Below are 23,608 nucleotides of genomic sequence, written 5' to 3' on the forward strand. Positions count from 1 at the left end.
ATAACGTGATTCGATTCGAAATCAATGCAGTAAGAACGACAAACGGCACAGCGGCAAACGCCGGTGTGCCGTTTCGTGGATGGCCCGCGCGCGGCGGGCCGATGGACTTTCCGGGGTCTTGCGGCGCAGGCTTACGCCGGCACGCCCACGGCTTCCTTGAGCGACTCTTCGAGGATCGCGAGCGCTTCGTCGAACACGTTGTCCTGAATCGTCAGCGGGAACAGGAAACGCACGACGTTCGAGTACACGCCGCACACGAGCAGCAGCAGGCCACGGTTGAGCGCGGCCGTTTGCACGCGCTTGGTGAAGTCGGCGTCGGCCTCGTTCGTGCCCGGCTTGCAGAATTCCACGGCGTTCATCGCGCCCGGGCCGCGCACGTCGGCGATTTGCGGCACTTCGGCCTTCATCGCGTCGAGCTTGGCCTTGAGCTTGTCGCCGAGCCTGGTGGCGCGCTCGCACAGCTTTTCTTCTTCGATGATCTCGATCACCGCGTGCGCCGAAGCGACAGCCAGCGGGTTGCCCGCGTAGGTGCCGCCGAGGCCGCCAGGCGCTGCCGCGTCCATGACTTCCGCACGGCCCACCACGCCCGACAGCGGCATGCCGCCGGCGAGGCTCTTGGCGATCGTCATGAGGTCCGGTGCGACGTCGTAGTGCTCCATCGCGAACAGCTTGCCAGTGCGCGCGAAGCCCGTTTGCACTTCGTCGGCGATCAGCAGGATGCCGTGCGTGTCGCAGATCTTGCGCAGGCCGCGCACGAAGTCGGCGGGCGCCTGGTAGAAGCCGCCTTCGCCCTGGACCGGTTCGAAGATGATCGCGGCGACGCGCTTCGGATCGATGTCGGCCTTGAACAGCATCTCGATGTGCTTGAGCGAATCAGCCGTGCTGATGCCGTGGACCGAGTTGGGGTACGGCGCGTGGTAGACGTCGGCCGGGAACGGGCCGAACGCGAGCTTGTACGGGGCGACCTTGCCGGTGAGCGCCATGCCCATCAGCGTGCGGCCGTGGAAGCCGCCCGCGAAGGCGATCACACCCGGACGGCCGGTGTGGGCGCGGGCGATCTTGACGGCGTTCTCGACGGCTTCGGCGCCGGTCGTGAAGAACGCGGTCTTCTTGGCGAAGCTGCCCGGCGCGCGTTGCGCGACCTTCTCGGCCAGCGAGACATACGACTCGTAGGGGACGATCTGGTAGGCGGTGTGGGTGAAGTGGTCGAGCTGCGCCTTGATGGCGGCGACGATCTTCGGATGGCGGTGGCCCGTGTTGCACACGGCGATGCCGGCCGCGAAGTCGATGAAACGGCGACCTTCGACGTCCCACAGTTCCGCGTTCTCGGCGCGCTCGGCATAGAAGTCGCACATCACGCCCACGCCGCGCGGGGTAATGGCGTTCTTGCGGTTCTGCAGTTCGGCGTTCTTGCTCACGGTCGTCTCCTTCGAAAACGGTGTCGGTTGCTGGTTTGATGGGTGGACCACTGCTGGGTCCATGCCGCGACTATACTCACGTTTGGCTCTAAAATTCAGAGCCATTCGGATAAATACTTAGGAGCCAATTTCATGCGAGCGAGTGTCCTGTCCGACTGGCTGGCCCAGCGGCTCGAGCGTGGCAGCGGTCAGCCGGTCTACCGGCAGCTGCACCGGCTGCTGCAGCAGGCGATCCTCTCGCGCGAACTGCCGGCGGGCGCGCGGGTGCCGTCGTCGCGGCTGCTGGCGGCCGAATTGGGCATTGCGCGCAATACCGTCACGCAGGTTTACGAGCAACTCGTGCTCGAAGGCTATGTGACTTCGGCGACGGGGCGTGGCACCTTTGTTGCCGATACCTCGCCAGATGAGATCGTTGGCGCGGTGGAAATTGGCTCCCTGCAAACATGGAAAAATGTCGCTGGATCAGGATCCGCGCCTTATTTTGGGGCGGCGCGCAGGGTAGGAGATTCCGGATCTGTCGCAACTAACAGCCTTTCGGGGCAGGCGTCAGCGGGACTGGATGGGGCGCCAGCCGCGGCGGCTGCATCGATCGAGCCGATGGCCGCCGCGCAGGATCGTCGCGCCGATGTTTCGGCATCGGCGTTCGCGTCGGCCGGACCAGCGCCGGCTGCCACCCAGGCGCAACGCACGGCGGCCCGCGCGCTCTCCACGCGCGGCGCGCGCCTGATCGCGGGCGCGGGCGTCTCGAAGCGCCAGGGCGGCGCGTTCATGCCGGGCGTGCCCGATGTGTCGCGCTTCCCGGCACGCATCTGGACGCGCCTGCACAACAAGTACTGGCGCAGTCTGCGCCCCGATCTGCTCACTTACGCGCCGGGCGGCGGCCTCGCGCTGTTGCGCCATGTGCTGGCCGACTATCTGCGCACGTCGCGTTCGGTGCGCTGCTCGCCCGAGCAGATCATCATCACGACGGGCATTCACCAGTCGGTGGACCTGGCGGTGCGTCTGCTCTCCGACCCCGGCGACACGATCTGGACCGAAGACCCGTGCTACTGGGGCGTGCGCAGCGTGATGCAGGTTTCGGGCCTCAAGCCGCGCCCGATCGCTGTGGACGCCGAGGGCATCAATCCGTCGCCCGACGACTTTGCCGCCGCGCCGCCGAAGCTCATTCTCGTCACGCCCTCGCACCAGTACCCGCTCGGCATGGTGATGAGCCTCGCGCGCCGCCGCATGCTGCTGGAGTACGCGCGCCAGCACCAGTGCTGGATCATCGAGGACGATTACGACAGCGAATTCCGCTATGGCAGCCGGCCGCTCGCGTCGCTGCAGGGGCTCGACACAGCGGGGCAGGTGATCTACGTGGGCAGCTTCGGCAAGACGCTGTTCCCGGGGCTGCGCGTCGGCTATCTCGTCGCGCCGGAGCCGCTCGCTGAAAGCTTCGCGACCGCGAGCGCCGAGCTTTATCGCGAGGGACAACTCTTGCAGCAGGCGGTGCTGGCGGAGTTCATCGCCGAAGGGCATTTCACCTCGCATATCCGCAAGATGCGCGCGCTGTATGGGCAGCGCCGCCAGGTGCTGCTCGATGCGGTCTCGCGCCGTTACGGCGACGCGTTGCCCGCGATGGGTGGCGACGCGGGCCTGCATGTGGTCATGCAGTTGCCCGAGGGCAGCGATGACCGCGCCGTGGCCGAGGCTGCGCTTGCGCGCAATATCGTCGTGCGGCCGCTTTCGGGTTATTACTCGGCGCGCGAGCGTGCGGCGTCGGGGTTGCTGATCGGCTATGCGTGCGTGCCCGACGAGGAGATCGCGCCGGCGTTCGATACGCTTGCGGAAGCGATTGATGCGAGTTTGCCGGTGTTGGGGTGAAGCGCCCGAGGCATCGGCTCGATGCCTCACTCGCGTCCGTTACATGCGAATCAACACCGCCCCGCACGTCACCAGCACGCAAGCCACCACGCGGCGTGCAGTAAGCTTTTCGCGCATGAACAGCCACCCGATCAGCACCGCAAAGATCGACGACATCTCGCGCAGCGCGGACACCATCGCGATCGGCAGATAGCGGAACGCCTCGATCACGAGGCAATACGCGCTGAGCGCGAGCACGCCCGCAAGCATGCCGCGCATGGCACTGCCCTTCGAGACGAACATCTGCGCCGCGCCGCCACGCAGTTTGCACACGACGATGAACTGCGGGACGTTCCAGAGCAGATAGACCCACATGATGTAGCTGAGCGGATTGCCGGCGAGGCGCGCGCCGAGGCCGTCGACGATCGAATAGGTGGCGATGAAGAAGCCCGTCGCCAGCGCCCAGGGCACGCTTTCGCCCGAAAAGCGCATGCCGCGCCGGAACGCGAGCGACATGATGCCGAGCGAGACGAGCAGCACGCCCGTGGCGGCGAGCGCGTGCAGTTCCTCATGCGCGAACACCAGCGCGCCCACGAATACGAGCAACGGCGAGAGGCCGCGCGCGATCGGGTAGATCTGCCCGAAGTCGCCGCTGCGGTAGGCGCGGATCAGCGCGAAGCAGTAGGCGAATTCGAGCAGCGCCGAGGCCACGATATACGGCCAGCTCGCGGAATCGGGCAGCGGCAGCACGCATACGCCGACGGCGCTCACCAGCACGTAAGGCACCGAGAACATGCCGAGCAGCCAGACGCGGTCGCCCGAAAGGTGGAGGAAGGCGTTCCAGCTTGCGTGCATGAGCGCCGAAAGCAGAACCAGCAGGACCACGAAGCTTGCCATCGAACGAGCGCAAAGAATGGGGGGAAGGAGCGGTTGCGGCCACAAGCAGCCGATTATTCCAGCGAACGTGCCGCAGCGCCAGAACGGCCGGCATCGCCGCCCAAAAGAAAAAGCGCGATCTGCACGGCGGATGCCCTGCAGATCGCGCTTCGCGCGATACGTTTGGCGAGGCAGCGTCAGATCACATGCGCGCGCAGCTTCGCCGAGATGAGGTCGATCACCGTGACCACGGCGATCACCATGATCAGCACCGCGCTCGTCTGCGCATAGTCGAACGAGCGGATTTCCTCGTAGAGCACGACGCCGATGCCGCCCGCGCCCACCATGCCCACCACCATCGCCGAGCGCACGTTCGATTCGAATCGGTAGAGCGCGTATGAGATCCCACATTTCGTGCACATAGGTGCGCCATTCGGTGAAGTCGGGCGGGAAGAAGCCGCGCGCGAAGATGCCCATGTTTTGCGAGTCGGCGAAGAGTTCGAGCGGGCGCGAAAACATGTCGGTCACATGACAGCGCGAGCGCGCGTGACATCTGTGTGACGCACCTCACGAGTCACGCGCAACGCACGGCTAACGGGCTATATTGTGGGCAGACGTGTTTGCTGGCCCCGGTTTTTTCATGGCAAATCCATTGGACAGAGATGCCCGGACTAAGCTTCCTTCCCGACAGCTTCGCGGAATACGAGGACCTGAAAACGCTTCTCGATGCGGGCGCCAACTGGTTCGACATTCGCAGCGCGGGCGAGGTCGAAGTGCGCGGCCGCTCGTTCTCGCTGTACGTGGCCGCGGTGGGCTCGCGTGAACCGAATGCGCCCGCGATCGGCTTTTTCGGCGGCATTCACGGGCTCGAGCGCATTGGCTCACAACTCGTGCTCGATTACATGCGCGCGCTCATCGGGCGGCTCGCGTGGGATGAACTGCTGATGCAGCAGCTCGAATCGGTGCGGCTCGTGATCATGCCCATCGTCAACCCGGGCGGCATGTGGCTCGCCACGCGCGCGAATCCGAATGGCGTCGACCTCATGCGCAACGCGCCGCAGGATGCCGACGAGCACGTGCCCTTTCTCGCGGGTGGCCAGCGCGTGGGCTCGTGGCTGCCGTGGTATCGCGGCCAGCGCGGCGCCCGCATGGAACCGGAAGCGGCGGCGCTGCTGAAGGTCGTCGACGAGGAGCTCGCGCATCGGCCGCTCGCGTTCGCGCTCGATTGCCACTCGGGCTATGGCTGGAGCGACAGCATCTGGTTTCCGTACGCGCGCACGCGCCAGCTCATGCGCCACTTGCCCGAGATGTACGTGCTCAAGACGATGTTCGAGCGCGCGCATCCGCATCACGGCTATACGTTCGAGCCGCAGAGCCACCAGTATCTGCTGCACGGCGATCTCTGGGATTGCGCATACGACCGCGCGCCCTCGGCCAGCATTTTTCTGCCGCTCACGCTCGAATTGGGCTCGTGGCTGTGGATCAAAAAGAATCCGCGCCAGCTTTTTTCTCGTCAGGGCATGTTCAATCCGGTCATGCAGCATCGCACCGCGCGCGTATTGCGGCGTCACGCGAACCTGTTCGAATTCCTCACGCGCGCCGCGTTTTCGTCGTCGCGCTGGCTGCCTCAGGGCGTGGCGCGCCAGCAGGTGCTGCAAAGCGCGATCGGGCATTGGTACCGGAAGCCGGGCTCATGACTGCGCGCTGGATTCTGCTGCGCGGCCTCACGCGAGAGTCTCGACATTGGGGTGCGTTCGCGCCCATGCTCGAAGCGCGTTGCGGCGCGGTGCTGCCGATCGATTTGCCCGGCAACGGCATGCTCGCGCAGTTGCGCTCGCCTATCAATGTCGATGCCTATGTGGACGCCGTGCGCGCAGAAGCGCAGCGGCACGGCGCGCGGCCGCCGCATCGGGTGCTCGCGATGTCGCTGGGCGGCATGGTGGCGTCGGCGTGGGCGCTGCGCTTTCCCGATGAGATCGAGCAACTCGTGCTCGTCAACACGAGCATGCGGCCCTATAGCCGCTTTTACGAGCGGCTGCGCCCCGCTGCGTGGCCCGCGCTGCTGCGCGCGGCGTGGCACTGGCGCCGCATCACAAACGATCATGTGGCCGAAGCGATGATCCACGCGCGCACCTGCGCGCGCCGCGACACGCTCGCCGCCGATCTCGACGCCTGGTGCGCGATCCGCGCGAGCGCTCCGGTGAGCCGCGCCAACGCGCTGCGCCAGTTGCAGGCGGCGGCGCGCTATGCGGTGCGCGAGGTGCCGCCCTGCGCCGTGCTCGTGCTGTCCTCGCGCGAGGATCGCCTCGTGAATCCCGCGTGCTCGGCGCGGCTCGCGCAGGCCTGGAGCGCGGCGCATCGCGAGCATCCGTGGGCGGGCCACGATCTGCCGCACGACGACCCGCAATGGCTCGTGGACGCGGTATGCGAGGCCGGGCCGCAGCGCGCCATCGCGCCCGCGGGGTTTGCCCCATAATATGCGGACCGTTTTTCCGGCCTTCCCTGGAACACTTCCGCATATGACGCACACGAACGACAACGACCGCGCCGCGCCGCGCCTCACGAGCCTCTCGCACGGCGGCGGCTGCGGCTGCAAGATCGCGCCGGGCGTGCTCTCCGCGCTGCTCGCGCGCAGCACGCCGCTCACGGCCGCGTTTCCGAACCTGCTGGTCGGCACCGAAACGGCCGACGATGCCGCCGTCTACAAGCTCAACGACGAGCAGGCCATTGTCGCGACCACCGACTTCTTCATGCCGATCGTCGACGACCCCTACGATTTCGGCCGCATCGCCGCCACCAACGCGCTCTCGGACGTCTACGCCATGGGCGGCAAGCCGATTCTCGCGCTCGCGCTGGTGGGCATGCCCATCAACGTGCTGCCGCACGAGGTGATCGCCCAGGTGCTGCGCGGCGGCGAGGACGTGTGCGCGGCGGCCGGCATACCGGTGGCGGGCGGCCATTCGATCGATTCGGTCGAGCCGATTTACGGGCTCGCCGCGCTCGGCATCGTGCATCCCGAGCGCGTGAAGCGCAACGCCTCGGCGCGCGCGGGCGACGTGCTGCTGCTAGGCAAGCCGCTGGGCGTGGGCGTGCTGTCCGCCGCGCTCAAGAAGGACCTGCTCGACGATGCCGGCTACCAGGCGATGGTGGCCGCCGCCACGATGCTCAACAAGCCGGGCGCGGCGCTCGCGGAACTTGAAGGCGTGCACGCGATGACCGACGTGACCGGCTTCGGCCTGCTTGGCCACACGCTCGAAATCGCGCGTGGCGCGAACCTCACGGCGCGCGTGCGTTACGCCGATCTGCCGTGGCTGCCGGGCGTGGAAGCGTTCGTTGCGCAAGGCGTGTTCACGGGGGCCTCGGGCCGCAACTGGGCCTCGTATGGCGAGGACGTGACGCTCGCGGCCCAGTTGCCGGAAAGCGCGCGCACGCTGCTCACCGATCCGCAGACCTCGGGCGGCCTGCTCGTGGCTTGCGCGCCGGAGCAAGTGGATGCCGTGCTTGCGCTTTTCCACGCAGACGGCTTCGCGGATGTGCGCGTGATCGGCGAATTGACGGACGGGCCCGCGCGCGTGGAAGTCGTATGAGTGGAGAGTCGCCAAAAGCCATTTTCTACGCCCTCGCGGCGAACGCCGGCATCGCTGTCTGCAAGTACGCAGCGGCTGCGTTTACGGGTTCGGGTTCGATGTTCGCCGAGGCGATTCACTCGACCGCCGATTGCGGCAATCAACTGCTGCTGTTGTTCGGCCTGCGCCAGTCGCGCGAGCCGCCTACGCCGCTGCATCCGATGGGCGCGGGCCGCGCGATCAACTTCTATTCGCTGCTCGTGGCGCTGCTGCTGTTCTTCGTGGGCGGCGCATTCTCGGTGTACGAAGGCGTTCACCGGCTGATCGCGCGCGAGTCGCTCCAGTACGCGTATGTGGCGCTCGCGGTGCTGGGCATTTCCGTGGTGCTCGAATCGTTCTCGCTTTACGGCGCGCTGCGCGAAATCCGCAAGGGCTCGCCCACGAAGTCGCTGTGGCGCTGGGCGCGCGAAACGCGCGACTCCGATCTGCTCGTGGTGGCCGGCGAGGACATTGCCGCGCTGGTGGGTCTCGCCATTGCGTTCGCGGCGGTGCTGCTCACGGTCGTCACCGGCAATCCGGTATGGGACGCGTGCGGGTCGATCGGCGTGGGCGTGCTGCTCATGCTGATTTCGTGGTTCATTGCGCGCGAAGTGAAGTCGATGATCGTGGGCGAATCGGCGAGTCCGGAAATGCGCCGCGATATTGAGGCGTACTTGCGCGCGCGGCCCGAGATTCGCGACATCATCAGTCTCATTACGCTGCAATGGGGCAAGGAGGTGGTCGTGGCCGTGCAGGCCGAGATGATCGATTACGACCACAGCCGCACGATGGTCGAGGCGATCAACGTGATCGAAGCCGATTTGCAGGCGAAATTTCCGGTGGTGCGCTGGGTGTTTTTCGAACCGGATTTTGTAAAGCGCTAACTGCTCGTTGTGCTTTAAAAAGCCGGGCGGTCTTTTCGATCGCCCAGCCTTTTACCGTTACCGGATTGGCACGGCCTTCGTGCCTGGCGCCTGGTGCCGAAATGGCGTCCACACCGGCGTGGTTTTGTCCCAGTCGTCCAGTTCGGAAGGATTTGAATTATCCATGATCAGGCATCCTTATCGAATCGAAAAACAGCGATCACTCGCCAGCGCGGGCCATGTGCGTGGCCCAGTTGGCGCGGCTTTCCTGCAAAGCGATGCGTTGCGCCTGGGTGCGGCCAATCAGGCCCTGGTCCGGATAGCTCGTCTTGTTGAGCGCTGGCAGCGTGCCGCTGCGATAAGCCTCGGCGAGTTCCGCTTTGACCTCCGCGCGGGTCTTGGGGGCTTTGTTGTCGGCTTGCACGACGGGGGCGATTTGCGCGGCTTGCGGCGCATCCGCATCGGCGAAAGCCGATGCGCTCGCGGCGAGCGTGATGACGAGAGAGGCGCCAAGTGCGGTTGCGAGAGTGCGTTTCATGATCTGCTCCTGTTTTAGAGGCGCCTCGGCTCACCGCAATTAGCAGCCAGGCGTGGCGACAGGTGCAAATGTAGGTGCACGGGTTCGCGCGATAAATGGCCCTGAAGCGAAAGGAATTGTCGGGAAACCAGAACAATCGGGAGTAGCGGGAAAAACGCGCGGGGCGTTTTTCCCGCTAAACGGCAGCCAGGCCGTCCAGCCTATGCGGCCCAGCCTATGCGGCCCACTCCGAAATCACCGGCGTTTCGAGTGCGGGCGCCTGCTCGCGCTCTTCCAGCGTGCGCATCGTGCAGGTCTTGTCGAGCGAGGCGCGGCCGGAAAGGAGCGGGCAGCGGTCGAACACTTCAGCGATCCAGTCGACGAATACGCGCACTTTCGGCGACAGATGCCGGCTATGCGGGTACACGGCGGAAATCGGCATGGGCAGCGGCTTGAAGTCGGGCAGGACTTCGACGAGCGCACCGGATTTCAGGTGCGGCAGCACCATGTAGCGCGGCCCCTGGATCAGGCCGAAGCCCTCGACGCCGCAGGTCACATAGGCGTCGGCGTCGTTCACCGAAACCATGCTCTTGAGCTTGAACTCCACTTCCTTACCGTCGACGAGAAACGCCCAGTCGATCGTGCGCCCCGTGCGCTGCGAAAAATAATTCACGGCGCGATGCTCGGCGAGATCTTCGAGCGTTTGCGGCGTGCCGTGGCGCTCGAGATACGAAGGCGCCGCGCAAGACACGCCTTCGAACAGGCCGATGCGGCGCGCGACCAGCGACGAATCCTGCAGCGCGCCTACGCGCACGACGCAATCCACGCCTTCCTGAAGCAGGTCGACGGGGCGGTCGGTCAGGCCCAGTTGCAGGTCGATGTCGGGGTAGCGCCCATGAAACTCGCATAGCGCGGGAATCACGATGAGGCGTCCGATCGAGCCCGGCATGTCGATGCGCAGCTTGCCGTGCGGCTTGCGGTTGCGGTCCTGGAAGGTCTGCTCGGTCTCTTCCACATCGGAAAGAATGCGCACGCAGCGCTCGTAATACGCAGCGCCGTCGGGCGTGAGTGAAAGGCGGCGCGTGGTGCGGTGCATGAGGCGCACGCCGAGAAAGGCTTCGAGATTCTGGATGATCGTCGTGACCGAGGCGCGCGGCAAGTCGAGCGTCTCGGCTGCGCGCGTAAAGCTGTTGGTATCGACGACGCGGGTGAACACCTGCATGGCCTGAAGGCGGTCCATTGCCACTCTCCGAAAGACATCGACGCCCACCGCGCGGACCCGCACCCGCTTATGCCGGGCCGGTCGCGCGAATAAAAGGAAATAGATTGTTCAGGTGCGCCGAATTGTGTTGACGGATTATAGGCATTTATTTGCAGTTCTGCCGAAGCCACAATCCGGACCATTCGAATCTAATCTCGCGCATTGCGCTGTTTCGACATGGATGCCTTCAAACGTTCGACGCCGTGGATTTCCGCTGACCTCTCCGCGAGTGTCGATGAACCCGCGCCGGTGCGCCTCGTTGCAGCGCCGGCGGCTGCGGCCGCGTCGGGCAAGGCGCGCGGGCCCAAGCCTGTCGACGTGAGCGAAGCGACGATCCCCGGTCATGCGCAGGACATCGTGCTGCGCATATACCGCCCGCGCGGCGCGAGCAATTTGCCGGTATTGCTGTATTTCCATGGCGGCGGCTTCGTGCGCGGCTCGCTCGACGACGCCGATGTCGCCGCGCGTTTTTTCGCAGAGCGCTTACCTGCGCTCGTAGTCTCGGTGGACTATTCGCTCGCGCCCCGGTTTCCGTTTCCGGCCGCGCCCGAAGACGCGTATCTCGCCGCGCAATGGGTGCGTGCAAGGGCGCGCGCATTCGGCGGCAATGCGAAGCGCATCGTTGCGGCGGGGCACGACGCGGGTGGGCAGATCGCCAATGTGCTCGCGTTCATGGCGCGCGATCGCGGCGATGTGCGCCTCGCCGCGCAGGCGCTGTTTGCGCCGATGCTCGACCCGAGCCTCACGCGCCTCGGCGACGAAGCGCGGCTTGCTTCGGATATTTCGGCAAGCGAATGCGCGGCCTGCTATCGCGCTTATTTGCCCGAAGCCTCGCAGCGCATGCATCCCTATGCGGCGCCGCTGGAGTCTTCGCGCCTGGCGGGTTTGCCGCCCACGTTCATCGTCACGGCGCAAAACGATGTACTGCATATCGAAGCGGAGAAGTACGCCACGCGCTTGATCGAAGCCGGCGTGCGCACGCATGTAGTGCGTTATCCGAGCGTTTCGCATGCACAGATCGGTGCGCATCCCGAAGCGCTTGCCGAAGCGGTGCGCTTCTTCCGCTGTTGTTTCGAAGCCGGCGTGGCCTGTTAGCGCTGCCGCGGCATCGCGCAGAAAGTATTTATCGAAAAACAATCAATCATTTCGCTGGAGCTCGCTATGTCTCTCAACTCGCATTCACGTACGCGCATTGCACTCGTGGTGGCCGCTGTTCTCGTTGTGGGGGGGCTCGGCTCGCTCGTCGCCATGCGTCTCGATTCGCACCCGGCCGTTGCCGCCGAAGCACCGCCCGCGCCCGAAGTGGATGTTGCCGCCGTACTCAAGCGCGACGTCACCGACTGGCAGAGCTACTCGGGCCGCATGGCCGCAGTCGAGAAAGTCGAGGTGCGCCCGCAGGTTTCAGGCACGATCGTCTCGGTGAATTTCCGTGACGGTGCGCTGGTGAACAAAGGCGACACGCTGTTCGTGATCGATCCGCGCCCGTACCAGGCCGCTGTCGACCAGGCCGCGGCGCAACTGGCCGCCGCGCAGGCGCGCACCGGCTACGCGCAGAGCGACTGGCAGCGCGCGCAGCGACTGATTGGCGACAACGCCATCGCGAAGCGCGACTACGATGAAAAGCAGAACGCCGCGCGCGAGGCGAATGCGAATTTGAAGGCGGCGCAAGCGGCGCTCGAAGCCGCGCAAATCAACCTCGGCTATACGCGCATCGTCGCGCCGGTGTCGGGCCGCGTCTCGCGCGCCGAGATCACGGTGGGCAACGTGGTGTCGGCAGGCGCGAGCGCGCCGCCGCTGACGACGCTGGTTTCGGTGTCGCCCATCTACGCCGAATTCGATGCCGATGAGCAGACCTACCTCGACTACATCAGCCGCATGAAGGACGGTTCGAAAGTCCCCGTCGAACTGGGGCTCGCGAACGAAGCCGGTTATTCGCGCAGCGGCACGATCGAGTCGGTGGACAACCGGCTCGACACGTCGTCGGGCACGATCCGCGTGCGCGCGCGCTTCGACAACGCCGACGGGGCGCTCGTGCCGGGCCTCTATGCGCGCATCAAGGTAAGCGGCAGCGCGCCTCACGCGGCGTTGTTGGTCGACGAAGCGGCCATCGGCACGGACCAGGACAAGAAGTTCGTCTACGTTGTGGATGGCGGGGGCAAGGTCGCGTATCGCACCGTGCGCACCGGCGGGCAGCAGGGCAATTTGCGCGTGATCGTGGGCGGCCTGCAGGCGGGCGAGCGCGTGATCGTGAACGGCACGCAACGCGTGCGGCCGGGCGAGGCCGTGCGTTCGCACGAGGTGCCGATGAGCGGCGACGCGGACGCGGGCGTGGCCAATGCCGCCGTGCCTTCGCCTTCGCCCGACAATTCCGCTGCAAAGACGGCCAAGGCTTCCTGAGGCGCGGCGCTCGCCCTCTGCGCGAGCGCGATCCTCGCATCAAGTTAGTCATCCGAAATTTAGAGCGACCCATGAACATATCGAAATTCTTCATCGACCGGCCGATCTTCGCGGGCGTGCTGTCCGTGCTGGTCCTGCTGGCCGGGGTGATCGCCCTGTTCCAGTTGCCGATCTCCGAGTATCCCGAAGTCGTGCCGCCTTCGGTGGTCGTCCATGCGCAGTATCCGGGCGCGAACCCCAAGGTGATTGCCGAAGCCGTGGCCGCGCCGCTCGAAGAGCAGATCAACGGCGTCGAGAACATGCTGTACATGCAGTCGCAGGCCAATAGCGACGGCAATCTCACGCTCACGGTCACGTTCCGGCTGGGCACCGACCCCGACAAGGCCACGCAGCTCGTGCAGAACCGCGTGAACCAGGCGCTGCCGCGTCTGCCCGAGGACGTGCAGCGCCTCGGCATCACCACCATCAAGAGCTCGCCCACGCTCACGATGGTGGTGCACCTGATCTCGCCGAACAATCAGTACGACATGACGTACCTGCGCAACTACGCGCTGCTCAACGTGAAGGACCGGCTCTCGAACATTCGCGGCGTGGGCCAGGTGCAGCTTTGGGGCTCGGGCGATTACGCCATGCGCATCTGGCTCGATCCGCAGAAGGTGGCGCAGCGCAACCTCACGGCGGAAGACGTGGTGAATGCGATTCGCGAGCAGAATGTGCAGGTCGCGGCGGGCGTGATCGGCGCGTCGCCGAGCGTGCCGGGCACGCCGCTGCAACTGAACGTGAATGCGCGCGGACGTCTGCGCACGGAAGGCGAATTCGGCAACATCATCGTCAAGACCAATCCCGATGGCGGCGTAACTTATCTGCGTGACATCTCGCGCATCGAGCTCGCGGCGTCCGAGTATGGCCTGCGCTCGCTGCTCGATAACAAGCCGGCCGTTGCGCTCGCCATCAACCAGGCGCCGGGCGCGAATTCGCTCGCGATTTCCGACCAGGTGCGCGAGGCGATGAAAGAGCTCAAGGAGGACATGCCCGCCGGCGTGGACTACCGCATCGTCTACGACCCCACGCAGTTCGTGCGCTCCAGTATCGAAGCGGTCGTGCATACGCTGCTCGAAGCCATCGCGCTCGTGGTGGTCGTGGTGATCGTGTTCCTGCAAACCTGGCGCGCTTCGATCATTCCGCTCATCGCCGTGCCGGTGTCGATCGTGGGGACGTTCTCGCTGCTGCTGGCATTTGGTTTCTCGATCAATGCGTTGTCGCTGTTCGGGATGGTGCTCGCGATCGGTATCGTGGTGGACGACGCGATCGTGGTGGTGGAGAACGTCGAGCGCAACATCGCGAGCGGGCTTTCCGCGCGCGACGCCACTTACAAGGCCATGCAGGAAGTGAGCGGGCCGATCATCGCGATCGCGCTTACGCTCGTGGCCGTGTTCGTCCCGCTCGCGTTCATGAGCGGTCTCACGGGCCAGTTCTACAAGCAGTTCGCGATGACCATCGCCATTTCGACGGTGATCTCCGCGTTCAACTCGCTCACGCTCTCGCCGGCGCTCTCCGCGCTTTTGCTGCGCGGCCACGGCGAGAAGGAGGATTGGCTCACGCGCGTGATGAATACGCTGCTGGGCGGCTTTTTCCGGCGCTTCAACAAGGTGTTTCATCGCGGCTCGGAGGACTATGGGCGCGGCGTGAACGGCGTGCTGCACCACAAGGGCGCGATGCTCGCGGTCTATGCGGTGCTGATTGGCGCGACGGTGCTGATGGCGCGCATCGTGCCGGGCGGCTTCGTGCCCGCGCAGGACAAGGAGTATCTGATCGCGTTCGCGCAATTGCCCAATGGCGCTTCGCTCGACCGCACGGAAAGCGTGATTCGCGACATGAGTGCGATCGCGCTCAAGCAGCCGGGCGTGGAAAGCGCGGTGGCGTTTCCGGGTCTTTCGGTGAATGGCTTCACCAATAGTTCGAGCGCGGGCATTGTGTTCGTCACGCTCAAGCCGTTCAAGGAGCGCAAGAGCAAGGCGCTCGCGGCGGGCGCGATCGCGGGCGCGCTCAACCAGCAATATGGCGCGATCAAGGACTCGTTCATCGCCGTGTTTCCGCCGCCGCCGGTGCTCGGTCTCGGCACGCTGGGCGGCTTCAAGATGCAACTGGAAGACCGCGGCGCGCTCGGTTATGAGGCGCTCAACCGCGCGACCGAGGACTTCGTGAAGCGCGCGGCGAAGACACCCGAGCTGGGCCCGACGTTCTCGAGCTATCAAATCAACGTGCCGCAGCTAAATGTCGATCTCGACCGCACCAAGGCCAAGCAGTTGGGCGTGCCGGTTACGGATGTGTTCGAGACCATGCAGATCTATCTGGGTTCGCTCTACGTGAACGACTTCAACCGGTTCGGTCGCGTGTACCAGGTGCGCGTGCAGGCCGATGCGCCGTTCCGCCAGAAGGCCGATGACATTCTGCAACTGAAGACGCGCAACGCCGCCGGCGATATGGTGCCGCTCTCGTCGCTCGTGACGGTTACGCCCACGTACGGTCCCGAGATGGTGGTGCGCTACAACGGCTACACGGCTGCCGACATCAACGGCGGTCCCGCGCCGGGCTACTCGTCGGGGCAGGCGCAGGCGGCGGCCGAGCGCATCGCGGCCGAGGTGCTGCCGCGCGGCGTAAAGTTCGAATGGACAGACCTCACGTATCAGCAGATTCTTGCGGGCAACTCGGGCATCTGGGTGTTCCCGATCAGCGTGCTGCTGGTGTTCCTGGTGCTGGCCGCGCTCTACGAGAGCCTGACGCTGCCGCTCGCGGTGATCCTGATCGTGCCGATGAGCGTGCTATGCGCGCTGACCGGCGTGTGGCTTACCCAGGGCGACAACAACATCTTCACGCAGATTGGCCTGATGGTGTTGGTTGGCCTGGCGTCGAAGAACGCAATTCTGATCGTGGAGTTCGCACGCGAACTCGAACACGACGGACACACGCCCCTTTCGGCCGCCATCGAGGCAAGCCGGCTGCGCCTGCGCCCGATTCTGATGACATCCATCGCGTTCATCATGGGTGTGGTGCCACTCGTGCTGTCGTCGGGGGCGGGCTCGGAGATGCGTCATGCGATGGGCGTGGCTGTGTTCTTCGGCATGCTCGGCGTGACGGCCTTCGGCCTGTTGCTGACGCCGGTGTTCTATGTCGTGCTGCGCACGATCGCGGGCGGCAAGATCCACGTCGCGCAAAAGGACAATGCGGACAAAGCGCGTGCTTCCCGGTCCACGGTGGATGCTTAAGCAGGGATGATCAAGATGACTAACTATTCAGATTCACCCGCGCAACATCGCGGCATGGAAGATACGGGCAGATTCTGGCGCGTGACGCGGCTGGCCGCCGGCGTGGCGCTTTTTGCGTGGCTGGCTGCGTGCTCGGTCGAGCCTACATACAAGGTGCCCGACGCGGGCGTGCCGAACGCGTACAAGGAAGCGCCGCTGCAAACGCAGGGACCGGCGCAAAATCAGCCGGTGAACCCGCACGACGTAGGCACGTGGACGCCCGCTCAACCCGCCGACGACGCACATCGCGGCGAGTGGTGGAAGGCGTTCGGCGATCCCACGCTCGATCAGCTCGAAGAGCAGGCGCAAGCCGCGAACCAGGACCTCAAGGCTGCCGCCGCGCGCGTGGAGCAAGCGCGCGCGGTGACGCAGGCGGCGCGCGCGTCGTGGTTCCCGTCCATCGACGCGGGCTTCGGACCGACGCGTGAACGTGCCTCGCCGGCCTCGCTGTATCTGCCGCAGAACGCCAACGTGCCCGCGCAAACGCTGTGGCGCGCGCAGGCGACGGCGAGCTACGAGGTCGATCTGTTCGGCCGCGTGAGCTCGAACGTGCACGCGACCCAGGCCGATGCGCAGCAGAGCGAGGCGCTGTTCCGCTCGGTGCAGCTCGCGTTGCAGGCCGATGTCGCGCAGAACTACTTCCAGTTGCGCCAGTTCGATTCCGACGCCGATCTCTACCGGCGCACGGTCGCGCTGCGCGAGGACGCGCTCAAGCTCGTAGAGCGCCGCTTCAAGGAAGGCGACATCAGCGAGCTCGATGTTTCGCAGGCGCGCAACGAACTCGCGAGCGCGCGCGCGGACGCGGTGGGCGTGGCGCGCCTGCGCGCGGCCTCGGAGCATAGCCTCGCGATCCTGCTGGGCAAGGCGCCGGCCGACTTCACGTTCCCCGAGACGCCGCTTGCGCCGGTGGTCGTGCAGGTGCCTGCCGGCCTGCCTTCAACGCTGCTCGAACGCCGCCCCGACATCGCCGCCGCCGAGCGCGCAATGGCGGCAGCGAACGCGCGCGTGGGCCTCGCGAAGGCGGCGTTCTTCCCGAAGCTCGATATCACCGGTGCGTTTGGTTATGAATCGGCGACGCTCGGCGATCTCTTCATGTGGTCGAGCCGCGCGTTCCTGCTCGGGCCGCTCGCGGGCACGGCGCTCACATTGCCGCTGTTCGACGGCGGCCGGCGCAAGGCCAATCTTGCGCAGTCGCGCGCGAAGTACGACGAGGATGTCGCGCAGTATCGCCAGCAGGTGCTCGTGGCGTTCCGCGAGGTCGAGGACAATCTCTCCGACCTGCGCCTGCTCGGCGACCAGATCAGCGCGCAGGACGACGCGGTGAACGCCTCGCAACGCGCGGCGCATCTCTCGCGCACGCAGTACGAAGAAGGCGAGGTGAGCTATCTGAACGTGATCGACAGCGAGCGCTCGGTGCTGGTTTCGCAGTTGCAGGCGAGCCATTTGCAAGGCTCGCAGGCGGTGGCCACCGTCAACCTGATCCGCGCGCTTGGCGGCGGGTGGGGGGACGCGAAGCCTGATTCAGCGCCGGCTGCGGCTGCGCCCGTCGCAAGTTCGGCGACTGCCGCGCCGCTCGCTTCGCGCTGACCGATGATGCAGACGCCATGACGACGTGCGCGCGTAGCCGCCTCGCGGCTCGCGCGCACTCGCAGGAACGACCTGAGCCGAAGCAGTACACTTCGAGAAACCGCGCGCGCGACAGCCACCTTCTCGAGGAACGTTCCTTTGGAGTTCAAACTACCGACCACGGCGACGGCGCCGTTTTGTCCGTCCGAAGTGCGGGGCAGCGTGGAGGTCTCGCCGCGCGCGCCGTTCTGGAAGAAGTTCTGGCAATTCGCCGGACCCGGCTTGCTGGTGTCGATTGGCTATATGGACCCCGGCAACTGGGCGACCGATATCGAGGCCGGTTCGCGCTACGGTTACCAGTTGCTGTTCGTCGTGGTGCTGTCGAGCATCGCGGCCATGGCGCTGCAATGCCTCGCGATGCGCCTTGGCATCGTTACTGGCCGCGATCTGGCCGAACTCTCGCGCACGCGCTACTCGCGACCGGTTGCGCTCGGGCAGTGGGCGCTTGCCGAAGTCTCGATCATCGCGTGCGACCTTGCCGAGGTGCTGGGCGGCGCGCTCGCGTTTCATCTGCTGCTGGGCTGCTCGCTGCTATGGGGCGTGGTGCTCACCGCGTTCGACACCGTGATCGTGCTCGGCCTCAAGGGCAAGAATTTCCGCACGCTCGAAGCGATCATGGCCGGCCTCATCGCAACCATCGGCCTCGGCTACGTGATCGAGCTGGCGCTCGTGAAGCCGCACTGGCCCGCCGTGTTCGCGGGCGCGGTGCCCTCGTGGCAGGCCATCTCGTCGCAGGAGCCGCTGTATCTCGCCATCGGCATTCTCGGCGCGACCGTCATGCCGCATAACCTCTACCTGCATTCGTCGATCGTGCAGACGCGCGCCGTGAAGCGCGACCATGCGAGCCTCGCGCAGGCCATCGGGCTGTCGCGGCTCGACACCATTGTCTCGCTGGCGCTCGCGCTGCTGATCAACGCCGCCATTCTGATTCTCGCGGCGGCGGCTTTTCATGCGACCGGCCACAACCAGGTCACGGAGATCGAAGATGCCTACAAGCTGCTCGCGCCCGTGGTGGGCGGCGGTGTCGCGTCGGTGCTGTTCGCCGTGACGCTGCTGGCCTCCGGGCAAAGCTCCACCTTCACCGGCACGGTGGCGGGGCAAGTCGTGATGGAAGGTTTCCTGCAGATGAAGATCCCCTGCTATCAGCGGCGTCTCATCACGCGCGTGCTTGCGCTGATTCCCGCTTTCGTGGGGGTGTGGCTGCTCGGCAATGGCGCGGTGGGCAAGCTGCTGGTTGCAAGCCAGGTAGTGTTGAGCCTGCAATTGCCGTTCGCGCTGTGGCCGCTGATTCGCATGACGAACGATCGCGCGCTGATGGGCGCGTTCGCGAACCGGCTGCCCACGCGCGTGATTGCGTGGCTGCTCTTCGCCGTGATCACGGCGGCGAATTTGTGGCTCGTCGGGCAGACGTTTGGCGGGAACTGAAGCGACGGTGGGACCACTGAAAGCGCTTCGCCGTCCGGTCCTCGTTCCGAGTGCCGGACGGCTTCACGTCTAGTTTGATGCGTCCGGTTTTGAGCCTGCTCCGCCCGCCGGATCTTTGGTCTCCTACGCTTATGCAGCCTCGGCAATGCCATCCGGTGACAGATCCGGAAGGTCGCGGTCGGTCTGCTCTGCGCCCCGTCGCGCTGCAGCGGCCTTTTTCGTCTTGCCCGCGCGCGAAGGCGGCTGGCATGCGCCGCACACGACGTTGTGCTGCAAGTCGTGGCGATGCGCGACGAATTTGCCGCTACAGCGGCAGCAAGGCGTCATCTGCAGAATATCGGCATCAAAAAACCGCACCAGGGTCCATGCGCGCGTGAGATCGAGCACCGGCTCGGTCCCGCTATGGCTGCAGTGTTCCAGATAAAGCCGGAACCCCTTGGTGAGCGCGTCGAGATGCGAGCAACGCGCTTCATTTTTCAAAAACAGGTACGTGTTGTAGAACAGCGATGCATGAATGTTCGCCAGCCACGTCATGTACCAATCTGCCGAGAACGGCAGCATGCCCTTGGGCGGCGACACGCCGCGGATCTCGCGATACAGGCGGATCATGCGATCGCGCGAGAGCGACAGTTCGCTTTCCAGCACTTGCATGCGCGCGCCCAGCTCGATCAGCGCAATGGCACGAAAGACTTCTTGCGCGTCTTCGGTGAGGCTGCGCCGATTCGTCGACATGGCCATCCCTCAGGCGAACTGCACAGCGGATTGTCCTGCAAGCAGGATGGCCGTGTGCGTGGCCGCCACGTCGGCATGCCGGCTTGTCTGCGTGAGCGCGGACAGCATGGCATGGTCGTCGAAGCGGAACGAACAAAGGAGCTGGTCGGAAGCGGCCAGCTTCACGATCTGCGCGAGCGACAGACCGGAAAGCAGATCGGCCAGTTCCGACGACAGGCCCAGTCGGAACATCCCGACCGGCTTGTCCTCGCGCAGCATGCGCTGCGCGAGCATCAGGTACGACAAGTTAATTTCGCGGATTGAATCCAGCGTCTCGCTGCTGCGGTCCATTTTCTCTTTTCCGAAGCCCCGATTAACCCCCCGGCGTTGTGCGCCGTTGTAACTTTTGTGGCCCTTGGTCGGCCCGCTCATGAGTGGTGCGCCTGACCTTTTGATACAACACGTTACAACTCGTAACATGTTGGAGCGAATTGTATGAGGGCAGATCTCAGAAATCAATCCCTGCGACAAAAAATAACCGAGTTGTTACAAATGAATTCGGTAATTTTTTCTTCATGCCGGAAGTGGATCTGATTGGCATCGCGCTTTCCCTTGTTGGGCAAGGGGTGTCGCGTAAGTTACCGTAGCTGAAGGGTTTTTTGGGAGTGCCTCCATTAATGCGCAACGCATTTAAAAGGACGCTTTTTGGGGCTGTTTTCAAGTAATAAAAGTGAAAGCGATGAGTGGCATCGGTAATAAATTCTCATTACAAACCCCGATTCATCTTACATTCAACTTGTAACAAGTGTATCGGCCATGTGTAACGAGGTTTATCTAAATGTGACAGACGAGATCAAACCGCGCACTTTGTAACACAGTCTGGTTACACAACCAGGTCAACTGCGGAGGCAAGCGGGCACTCCTGTCAATTTGTATCATGACGTGATATAGATAATGTAACAGGCAAGCTCGGGGGAGCAGCAGGGAGAGAGGGAGAGGCGAAATGGGCGCGTTCAACCGCATTCTGTTGTGTTACGACGCCACGCGGGAGGGGCGCCGCGCGCTGCGCGAAGGCAAGGATCTGGCGCTCGAATGCAAGGCGCAGACACATCTGCTCGCGGTGCTCGACCAGTCGCCGCTGCAGTGGGGCACCGACATTGCATCGGCGGTGCCCTTTGAGGCCGCGGAGGCGGCCGCGAAGGACATTCTCGAAGACGGCGTGGCGCGCCTGAAGGAACTCGGGCTGGAGGCAACGGGGCATTTTGCCGTGGGCCGCGCGATAGAGGAGATTGCACGCGCGAGCGCGTCGTTCAACGCCGATCTGATCGTGCTGGCCCATCACCGCAGAGGCCCGTTCAAGCGCTGGTGGGAAGGCCGCGACGATCGCAAGTTGCTCGACCGGGTGTCGTGCAGCGTGCTCGTGGTGACGGCGCCGGAGGCCGCCGAAGCGGCGGCCTCCTGAGCCTGAGCGCACCGCCCGCCTATGAGCGCGCAGGCACGCCGGGCGCATGGAGCGCCTCAAACCGATTGCGAGCGCAATGTTTGTGCGGTTTGTGCATCGGCGGGAAAAAACGCCTCGATTGCGAGTTCGGAAAGCGTAATGTCGACGGGCGTGCCGAATACGGTGGTCGTGCTGTAGAACGATAGTTCTCCGAGCGCAGTCCGTATGCGCAGCGGCACCGCAATCGTGTGCTGAACCGGCTCGGCGCCGGCGGAAGCCGTATGCGGCGGCGCGGGGTAGGCGGCCAGCTCGTCGTGGAGCGCGACGAGGGTGGGATCTGCGCTCGCTTCGATCTGCCGCTGCAAGCGCGTGAGCAGATGCCCGCGCCACGCATGCCAGTTGACGATGCGCGGCGCCAGGCCCTCGGGATGCAGTGAAAGGCGCAGCGCATTCACGGGCGCGGCCAGCAGCGCGGGCGAGGCGTCGCCGACGAGCGGCGCGAGCGAGGCGTTGGCCGCCACGATGTTCCAGTGCCGGTCGACCGCGAGCGCCGGGTAGGGTTCGTGGCCGCGCAGCACCAGTTCGACGGCTGCGCGCGCCGCCGCGAGCTGCGGGTCGTCGAGCGCGCGCTCCCGATAGAGCGGCGCATAACCCGCCGCTACGAGCAGCGCGTTGCGCTCGCGCAGCGGCACGTCGAGGCTTTCGGCCAGATGCATGACCATCTCGCGGCTCGGCAGCGAACGGCCCGACTCCACGAAACTCAGGTGCCGCGTGGAAATGTCCGCTTCGTTCGCGAGCAGCATTTGGCTCATGCGGCGGCGCAATCGCCATTCGCGCAACAGTTCGCCCACACTGCGGCGCGTTGCGCCAATGGCCGGCTGCACGGGGGAGGGCGCCACGAAGGCGTTCGCGAGCGTGTTCATGCACCGATTCTAGCGAAAAGGTGCTAGCGGTCGATTACCCGGGAGGTAATGGTCTCGCGTCATAAGCAATCCGCGCGAAAAAAGGCGCGCGACGTTCGCGCAAAGCGCTTATCGATGTCCCTGCGTTTCGCCTAGAATTCATATCTCACAATTTGTTTGATGGCATGGCGAGGAGATAGCCATGAGGGAAACGGTTGTTGCGTATCTGCTGGGCCCGGCCGTGATGCTGGTGGTGAGCGCCGCTATCTGGGCCGTGTCGCGCCATAGCCGGGGCGTGCTCGAAGCGCGCGTGTCGCGCTGGCTCGACGCGCACCGCGGACATGGCATGCGTCATAAGCATTGAGCGTGCCAGCAAGCCGGTCTCCACCGTCGAGCGCATGCGGGTAAACGCGTATCGCGGGCTCGGTGCAAGTGTTTTCGGCTGCCAATTAGATGGCAGTGCAGACCAATATCCGTGAGAGCGCTTGCCGCAGCCACCCCGCAGGACTTGTGCGAGCGGGCGCGGGCTGACGGTCCGCCGAACTGTCTGCTGATATGCGCGTAATCCATTAAGTAGGGAACTGCAGGAAAGGACCGATGTCATTGCCATATTGCATATCGGAGCCCTTCATGACACGTCCCACGGATTCCCTGATCATCTTCATCGCCCGTATTGCGCTCGCGATTCTGTTTTTGTGGGGCGGCGCCATGAAGCTTTTGGGGTACGCGGGGTTCATTGCTTATCTGCATGCGCATGGCGTGCCTTATGCGCAATTCATGGCGCCCATCGCCACCGGGGTGGAGCTGCTCGGCGGACTCGCGCTCGTGTTCGGCATGCGCATGCGCTTCGTGGCATTCGTGCTGGCCGCCTATACCATCGTGACCGCGGTTCTTGGGCATGACTTCTGGAATATCACCGAGGCTGCGCATCAACAGGAAGCGGTCGTGCATTTCTGGAAAAACATCGCGATCGCGGGCGGGTTCATGCTGCTCGCGGTAACGGGCGCGGGACGTGCTTCCTTCGATGGGCTGCGTACGCCGCGTGGCGGGCTGCGGGGCTGAAGGCTCGCCTGGCTGCCCACACGGTTACATGCGGCACGCCGATAACGGACAAGATCCGCGAGATAACTTGGGAGCCCGCTGTGATAGAACACTTCGACTTCAATGTGGGGGGCCGGGCCGGGCAGTTCTGCGCGAGCCTGGCCGAGGACGGCACGCGCCGCGTGCTGATCAGCGCCGCCGATACCGCGAAGACGCTCGTGATACTCGATGCCTCGGGGCTGCTCGGCACGCTCAAAGCCGAACTCGAGGAACCCGAGCGGCTGATCGCGCATGCCATTCGCAAGGCGCAAACCGAAGGGCTGATCGAGCGTGCGCTGAGCACGGGCGCGATTCAGGAAGCGCGGCTCTAGCCGCGCG

General features: G+C 64.9%; 21 protein-coding genes and 1 pseudogene. 14 read left to right on the top strand and 8 right to left on the bottom strand.

The window, feature by feature from the left end; all coding sequences use genetic code 11:
* Nucleotides 1-131: 131 nt before the first annotated feature.
* A complete protein-coding gene (locus NH14_RS01610; RefSeq protein ID WP_035527906.1) occupies nt 132-1,418 on the bottom strand; it encodes a 4-aminobutyrate--2-oxoglutarate transaminase in 1,287 nt (428 codons plus the stop codon).
* 132 nt (nt 1,419-1,550) lie between these two features.
* On the opposite strand from NH14_RS01610, the gene pdxR reads away from it, so the two are divergent.
* The gene (gene pdxR, locus NH14_RS01615) at nt 1,551-3,281 is read left to right on the top strand and encodes a MocR-like pyridoxine biosynthesis transcription factor PdxR (RefSeq protein WP_035527903.1); all 1,731 of its coding nucleotides are present in this window, start codon (nt 1,551-1,553) and stop codon (nt 3,279-3,281) included.
* A gap of 39 nt (nt 3,282-3,320) precedes the next feature.
* On the opposite strand, the gene NH14_RS01620 is transcribed toward pdxR, so the two are convergent.
* Complete coding sequence (locus NH14_RS01620; protein WP_035527897.1) at nt 3,321-4,157, bottom strand: EamA family transporter; 837 nt, start codon at nt 4,155-4,157, stop codon at nt 3,321-3,323.
* A gap of 176 nt (nt 4,158-4,333) precedes the next feature.
* Nucleotides 4,334-4,543 (bottom strand): annotated as a pseudogene (locus NH14_RS01625) (PhnE/PtxC family ABC transporter permease); the annotation flags it as partial.
* 255 nt (nt 4,544-4,798) lie between these two features.
* On the opposite strand from NH14_RS01625, the gene NH14_RS01630 reads away from it, so the two are divergent.
* Genes NH14_RS01630 through NH14_RS01645 form a run of 4 tightly spaced genes read left to right on the top strand, consistent with a single transcriptional unit; the run spans nt 4,799 to nt 8,625 of the window.
* Nucleotides 4,799-5,833 carry a M14 family zinc carboxypeptidase gene (locus tag NH14_RS01630; RefSeq protein WP_035527891.1) on the top strand — a complete coding sequence of 345 codons (1,035 nt, stop codon included), beginning with the start codon at nt 4,799-4,801 and terminating at the stop codon, nt 5,831-5,833.
* Nucleotides 5,830-6,612 (top strand): alpha/beta fold hydrolase, encoded by a 783-nt coding sequence (locus NH14_RS01635; RefSeq protein ID WP_052148116.1) that lies wholly within the window; start codon nt 5,830-5,832, stop codon nt 6,610-6,612. The genes NH14_RS01630 and NH14_RS01635 overlap by 4 nt, the downstream gene beginning before the upstream one ends.
* A gap of 43 nt (nt 6,613-6,655) precedes the next feature.
* Nucleotides 6,656-7,723, top strand: coding sequence for a selenide, water dikinase SelD (selD, locus tag NH14_RS01640; protein ID WP_035527888.1), 1,068 nt, complete (start codon nt 6,656-6,658; stop codon nt 7,721-7,723).
* Nucleotides 7,720-8,625, top strand: a complete 906-nt coding sequence (locus NH14_RS01645) for a cation diffusion facilitator family transporter (RefSeq protein ID WP_035527886.1) — start codon at nt 7,720-7,722, stop codon at nt 8,623-8,625. The genes selD and NH14_RS01645 overlap by 4 nt, the downstream gene beginning before the upstream one ends.
* 199 nt (nt 8,626-8,824) lie before the next feature.
* Here the strand turns inward: NH14_RS01645 and NH14_RS01650 are convergent, their stop codons facing one another.
* Together NH14_RS01650 and NH14_RS01655 are read right to left on the bottom strand one after the other, a co-directional pair.
* Nucleotides 8,825-9,142 (bottom strand): DUF4148 domain-containing protein, encoded by a 318-nt coding sequence (locus NH14_RS01650; protein ID WP_035527883.1) that lies wholly within the window; start codon nt 9,140-9,142, stop codon nt 8,825-8,827.
* Between the two features lie 214 nt (nt 9,143-9,356).
* On the bottom strand, nt 9,357-10,361 hold the full coding sequence (locus NH14_RS01655) for a LysR family transcriptional regulator (RefSeq protein ID WP_035527880.1): 1,005 nt from the start codon (nt 10,359-10,361) through the stop codon (nt 9,357-9,359).
* A 198-nt stretch (nt 10,362-10,559) separates the two neighbouring features.
* On the opposite strand from NH14_RS01655, the gene NH14_RS01660 reads away from it, so the two are divergent.
* The 5 genes from NH14_RS01660 (at nt 10,560) to NH14_RS01680 (ending at nt 19,135) form a co-directional block, all read left to right on the top strand.
* A complete protein-coding gene (locus tag NH14_RS01660; RefSeq protein WP_084225537.1) occupies nt 10,560-11,477 on the top strand; it encodes an alpha/beta hydrolase in 918 nt (305 codons plus the stop codon).
* Between the two features lie 66 nt (nt 11,478-11,543).
* Complete coding sequence (locus NH14_RS01665) at nt 11,544-12,779, top strand: efflux RND transporter periplasmic adaptor subunit (protein ID WP_035527878.1); 1,236 nt, start codon at nt 11,544-11,546, stop codon at nt 12,777-12,779.
* 71 nt (nt 12,780-12,850) lie between these two features.
* On the top strand, nt 12,851-16,045 hold the full coding sequence (locus NH14_RS01670) for an efflux RND transporter permease subunit (protein ID WP_035527874.1): 3,195 nt from the start codon (nt 12,851-12,853) through the stop codon (nt 16,043-16,045).
* 54 nt (nt 16,046-16,099) lie between these two features.
* Entirely contained in the window at nt 16,100-17,671 is a 1,572-nt protein-coding gene (locus tag NH14_RS01675; protein WP_035527871.1) for an efflux transporter outer membrane subunit, read from the top strand.
* A 138-nt stretch (nt 17,672-17,809) separates the two neighbouring features.
* Complete coding sequence (locus tag NH14_RS01680) at nt 17,810-19,135, top strand: Nramp family divalent metal transporter (RefSeq protein ID WP_035527868.1); 1,326 nt, start codon at nt 17,810-17,812, stop codon at nt 19,133-19,135.
* Between the two features lie 129 nt (nt 19,136-19,264).
* On the opposite strand, the gene flhC is transcribed toward NH14_RS01680, so the two are convergent.
* Nucleotides 19,265-19,867: a flagellar transcriptional regulator FlhC gene (flhC, locus tag NH14_RS01685; RefSeq protein ID WP_035528268.1), complete on the bottom strand. Its 603-nt coding sequence runs from the start codon at nt 19,865-19,867 to the stop codon at nt 19,265-19,267.
* A 9-nt stretch (nt 19,868-19,876) separates the two neighbouring features.
* A complete protein-coding gene (flhD, locus tag NH14_RS01690; RefSeq protein ID WP_035527865.1) occupies nt 19,877-20,197 on the bottom strand; it encodes a flagellar transcriptional regulator FlhD in 321 nt (106 codons plus the stop codon).
* 652 nt (nt 20,198-20,849) lie between these two features.
* Here flhD and NH14_RS01695 point away from each other — a divergent pair.
* The gene (locus tag NH14_RS01695) at nt 20,850-21,308 is read left to right on the top strand and encodes a universal stress protein (RefSeq protein ID WP_035527862.1); all 459 of its coding nucleotides are present in this window, start codon (nt 20,850-20,852) and stop codon (nt 21,306-21,308) included.
* A 56-nt stretch (nt 21,309-21,364) separates the two neighbouring features.
* Here NH14_RS01695 and NH14_RS01700 read toward each other — a convergent pair whose 3' ends face one another.
* Complete coding sequence (locus NH14_RS01700; RefSeq protein ID WP_035527859.1) at nt 21,365-22,210, bottom strand: helix-turn-helix domain-containing protein; 846 nt, start codon at nt 22,208-22,210, stop codon at nt 21,365-21,367.
* Between the two features lie 181 nt (nt 22,211-22,391).
* Between NH14_RS01700 and NH14_RS01705 the strand changes: the two genes are divergently transcribed.
* The 3 genes from NH14_RS01705 to NH14_RS01715 all read left to right on the top strand — a co-directional run bounded on the left by NH14_RS01705 (nt 22,392) and on the right by NH14_RS01715 (nt 23,601).
* Nucleotides 22,392-22,553: a hypothetical protein gene (locus NH14_RS01705; protein ID WP_167556499.1), complete on the top strand. Its 162-nt coding sequence runs from the start codon at nt 22,392-22,394 to the stop codon at nt 22,551-22,553.
* Nucleotides 22,554-22,819: 266 nt separating this feature from the next.
* Nucleotides 22,820-23,251 (top strand): DoxX family protein, encoded by a 432-nt coding sequence (locus NH14_RS01710; protein ID WP_035527856.1) that lies wholly within the window; start codon nt 22,820-22,822, stop codon nt 23,249-23,251.
* A gap of 80 nt (nt 23,252-23,331) precedes the next feature.
* Nucleotides 23,332-23,601 (top strand): hypothetical protein, encoded by a 270-nt coding sequence (locus NH14_RS01715; protein ID WP_035527853.1) that lies wholly within the window; start codon nt 23,332-23,334, stop codon nt 23,599-23,601.
* The last annotated feature ends 7 nt before the right edge of the window (nt 23,602-23,608 follow it).

It is taken from the genome of Paraburkholderia sacchari (assembly GCF_000785435.2).
GTDB classification, from domain to species: domain Bacteria; phylum Pseudomonadota; class Gammaproteobacteria; order Burkholderiales; family Burkholderiaceae; genus Paraburkholderia; species Paraburkholderia sacchari.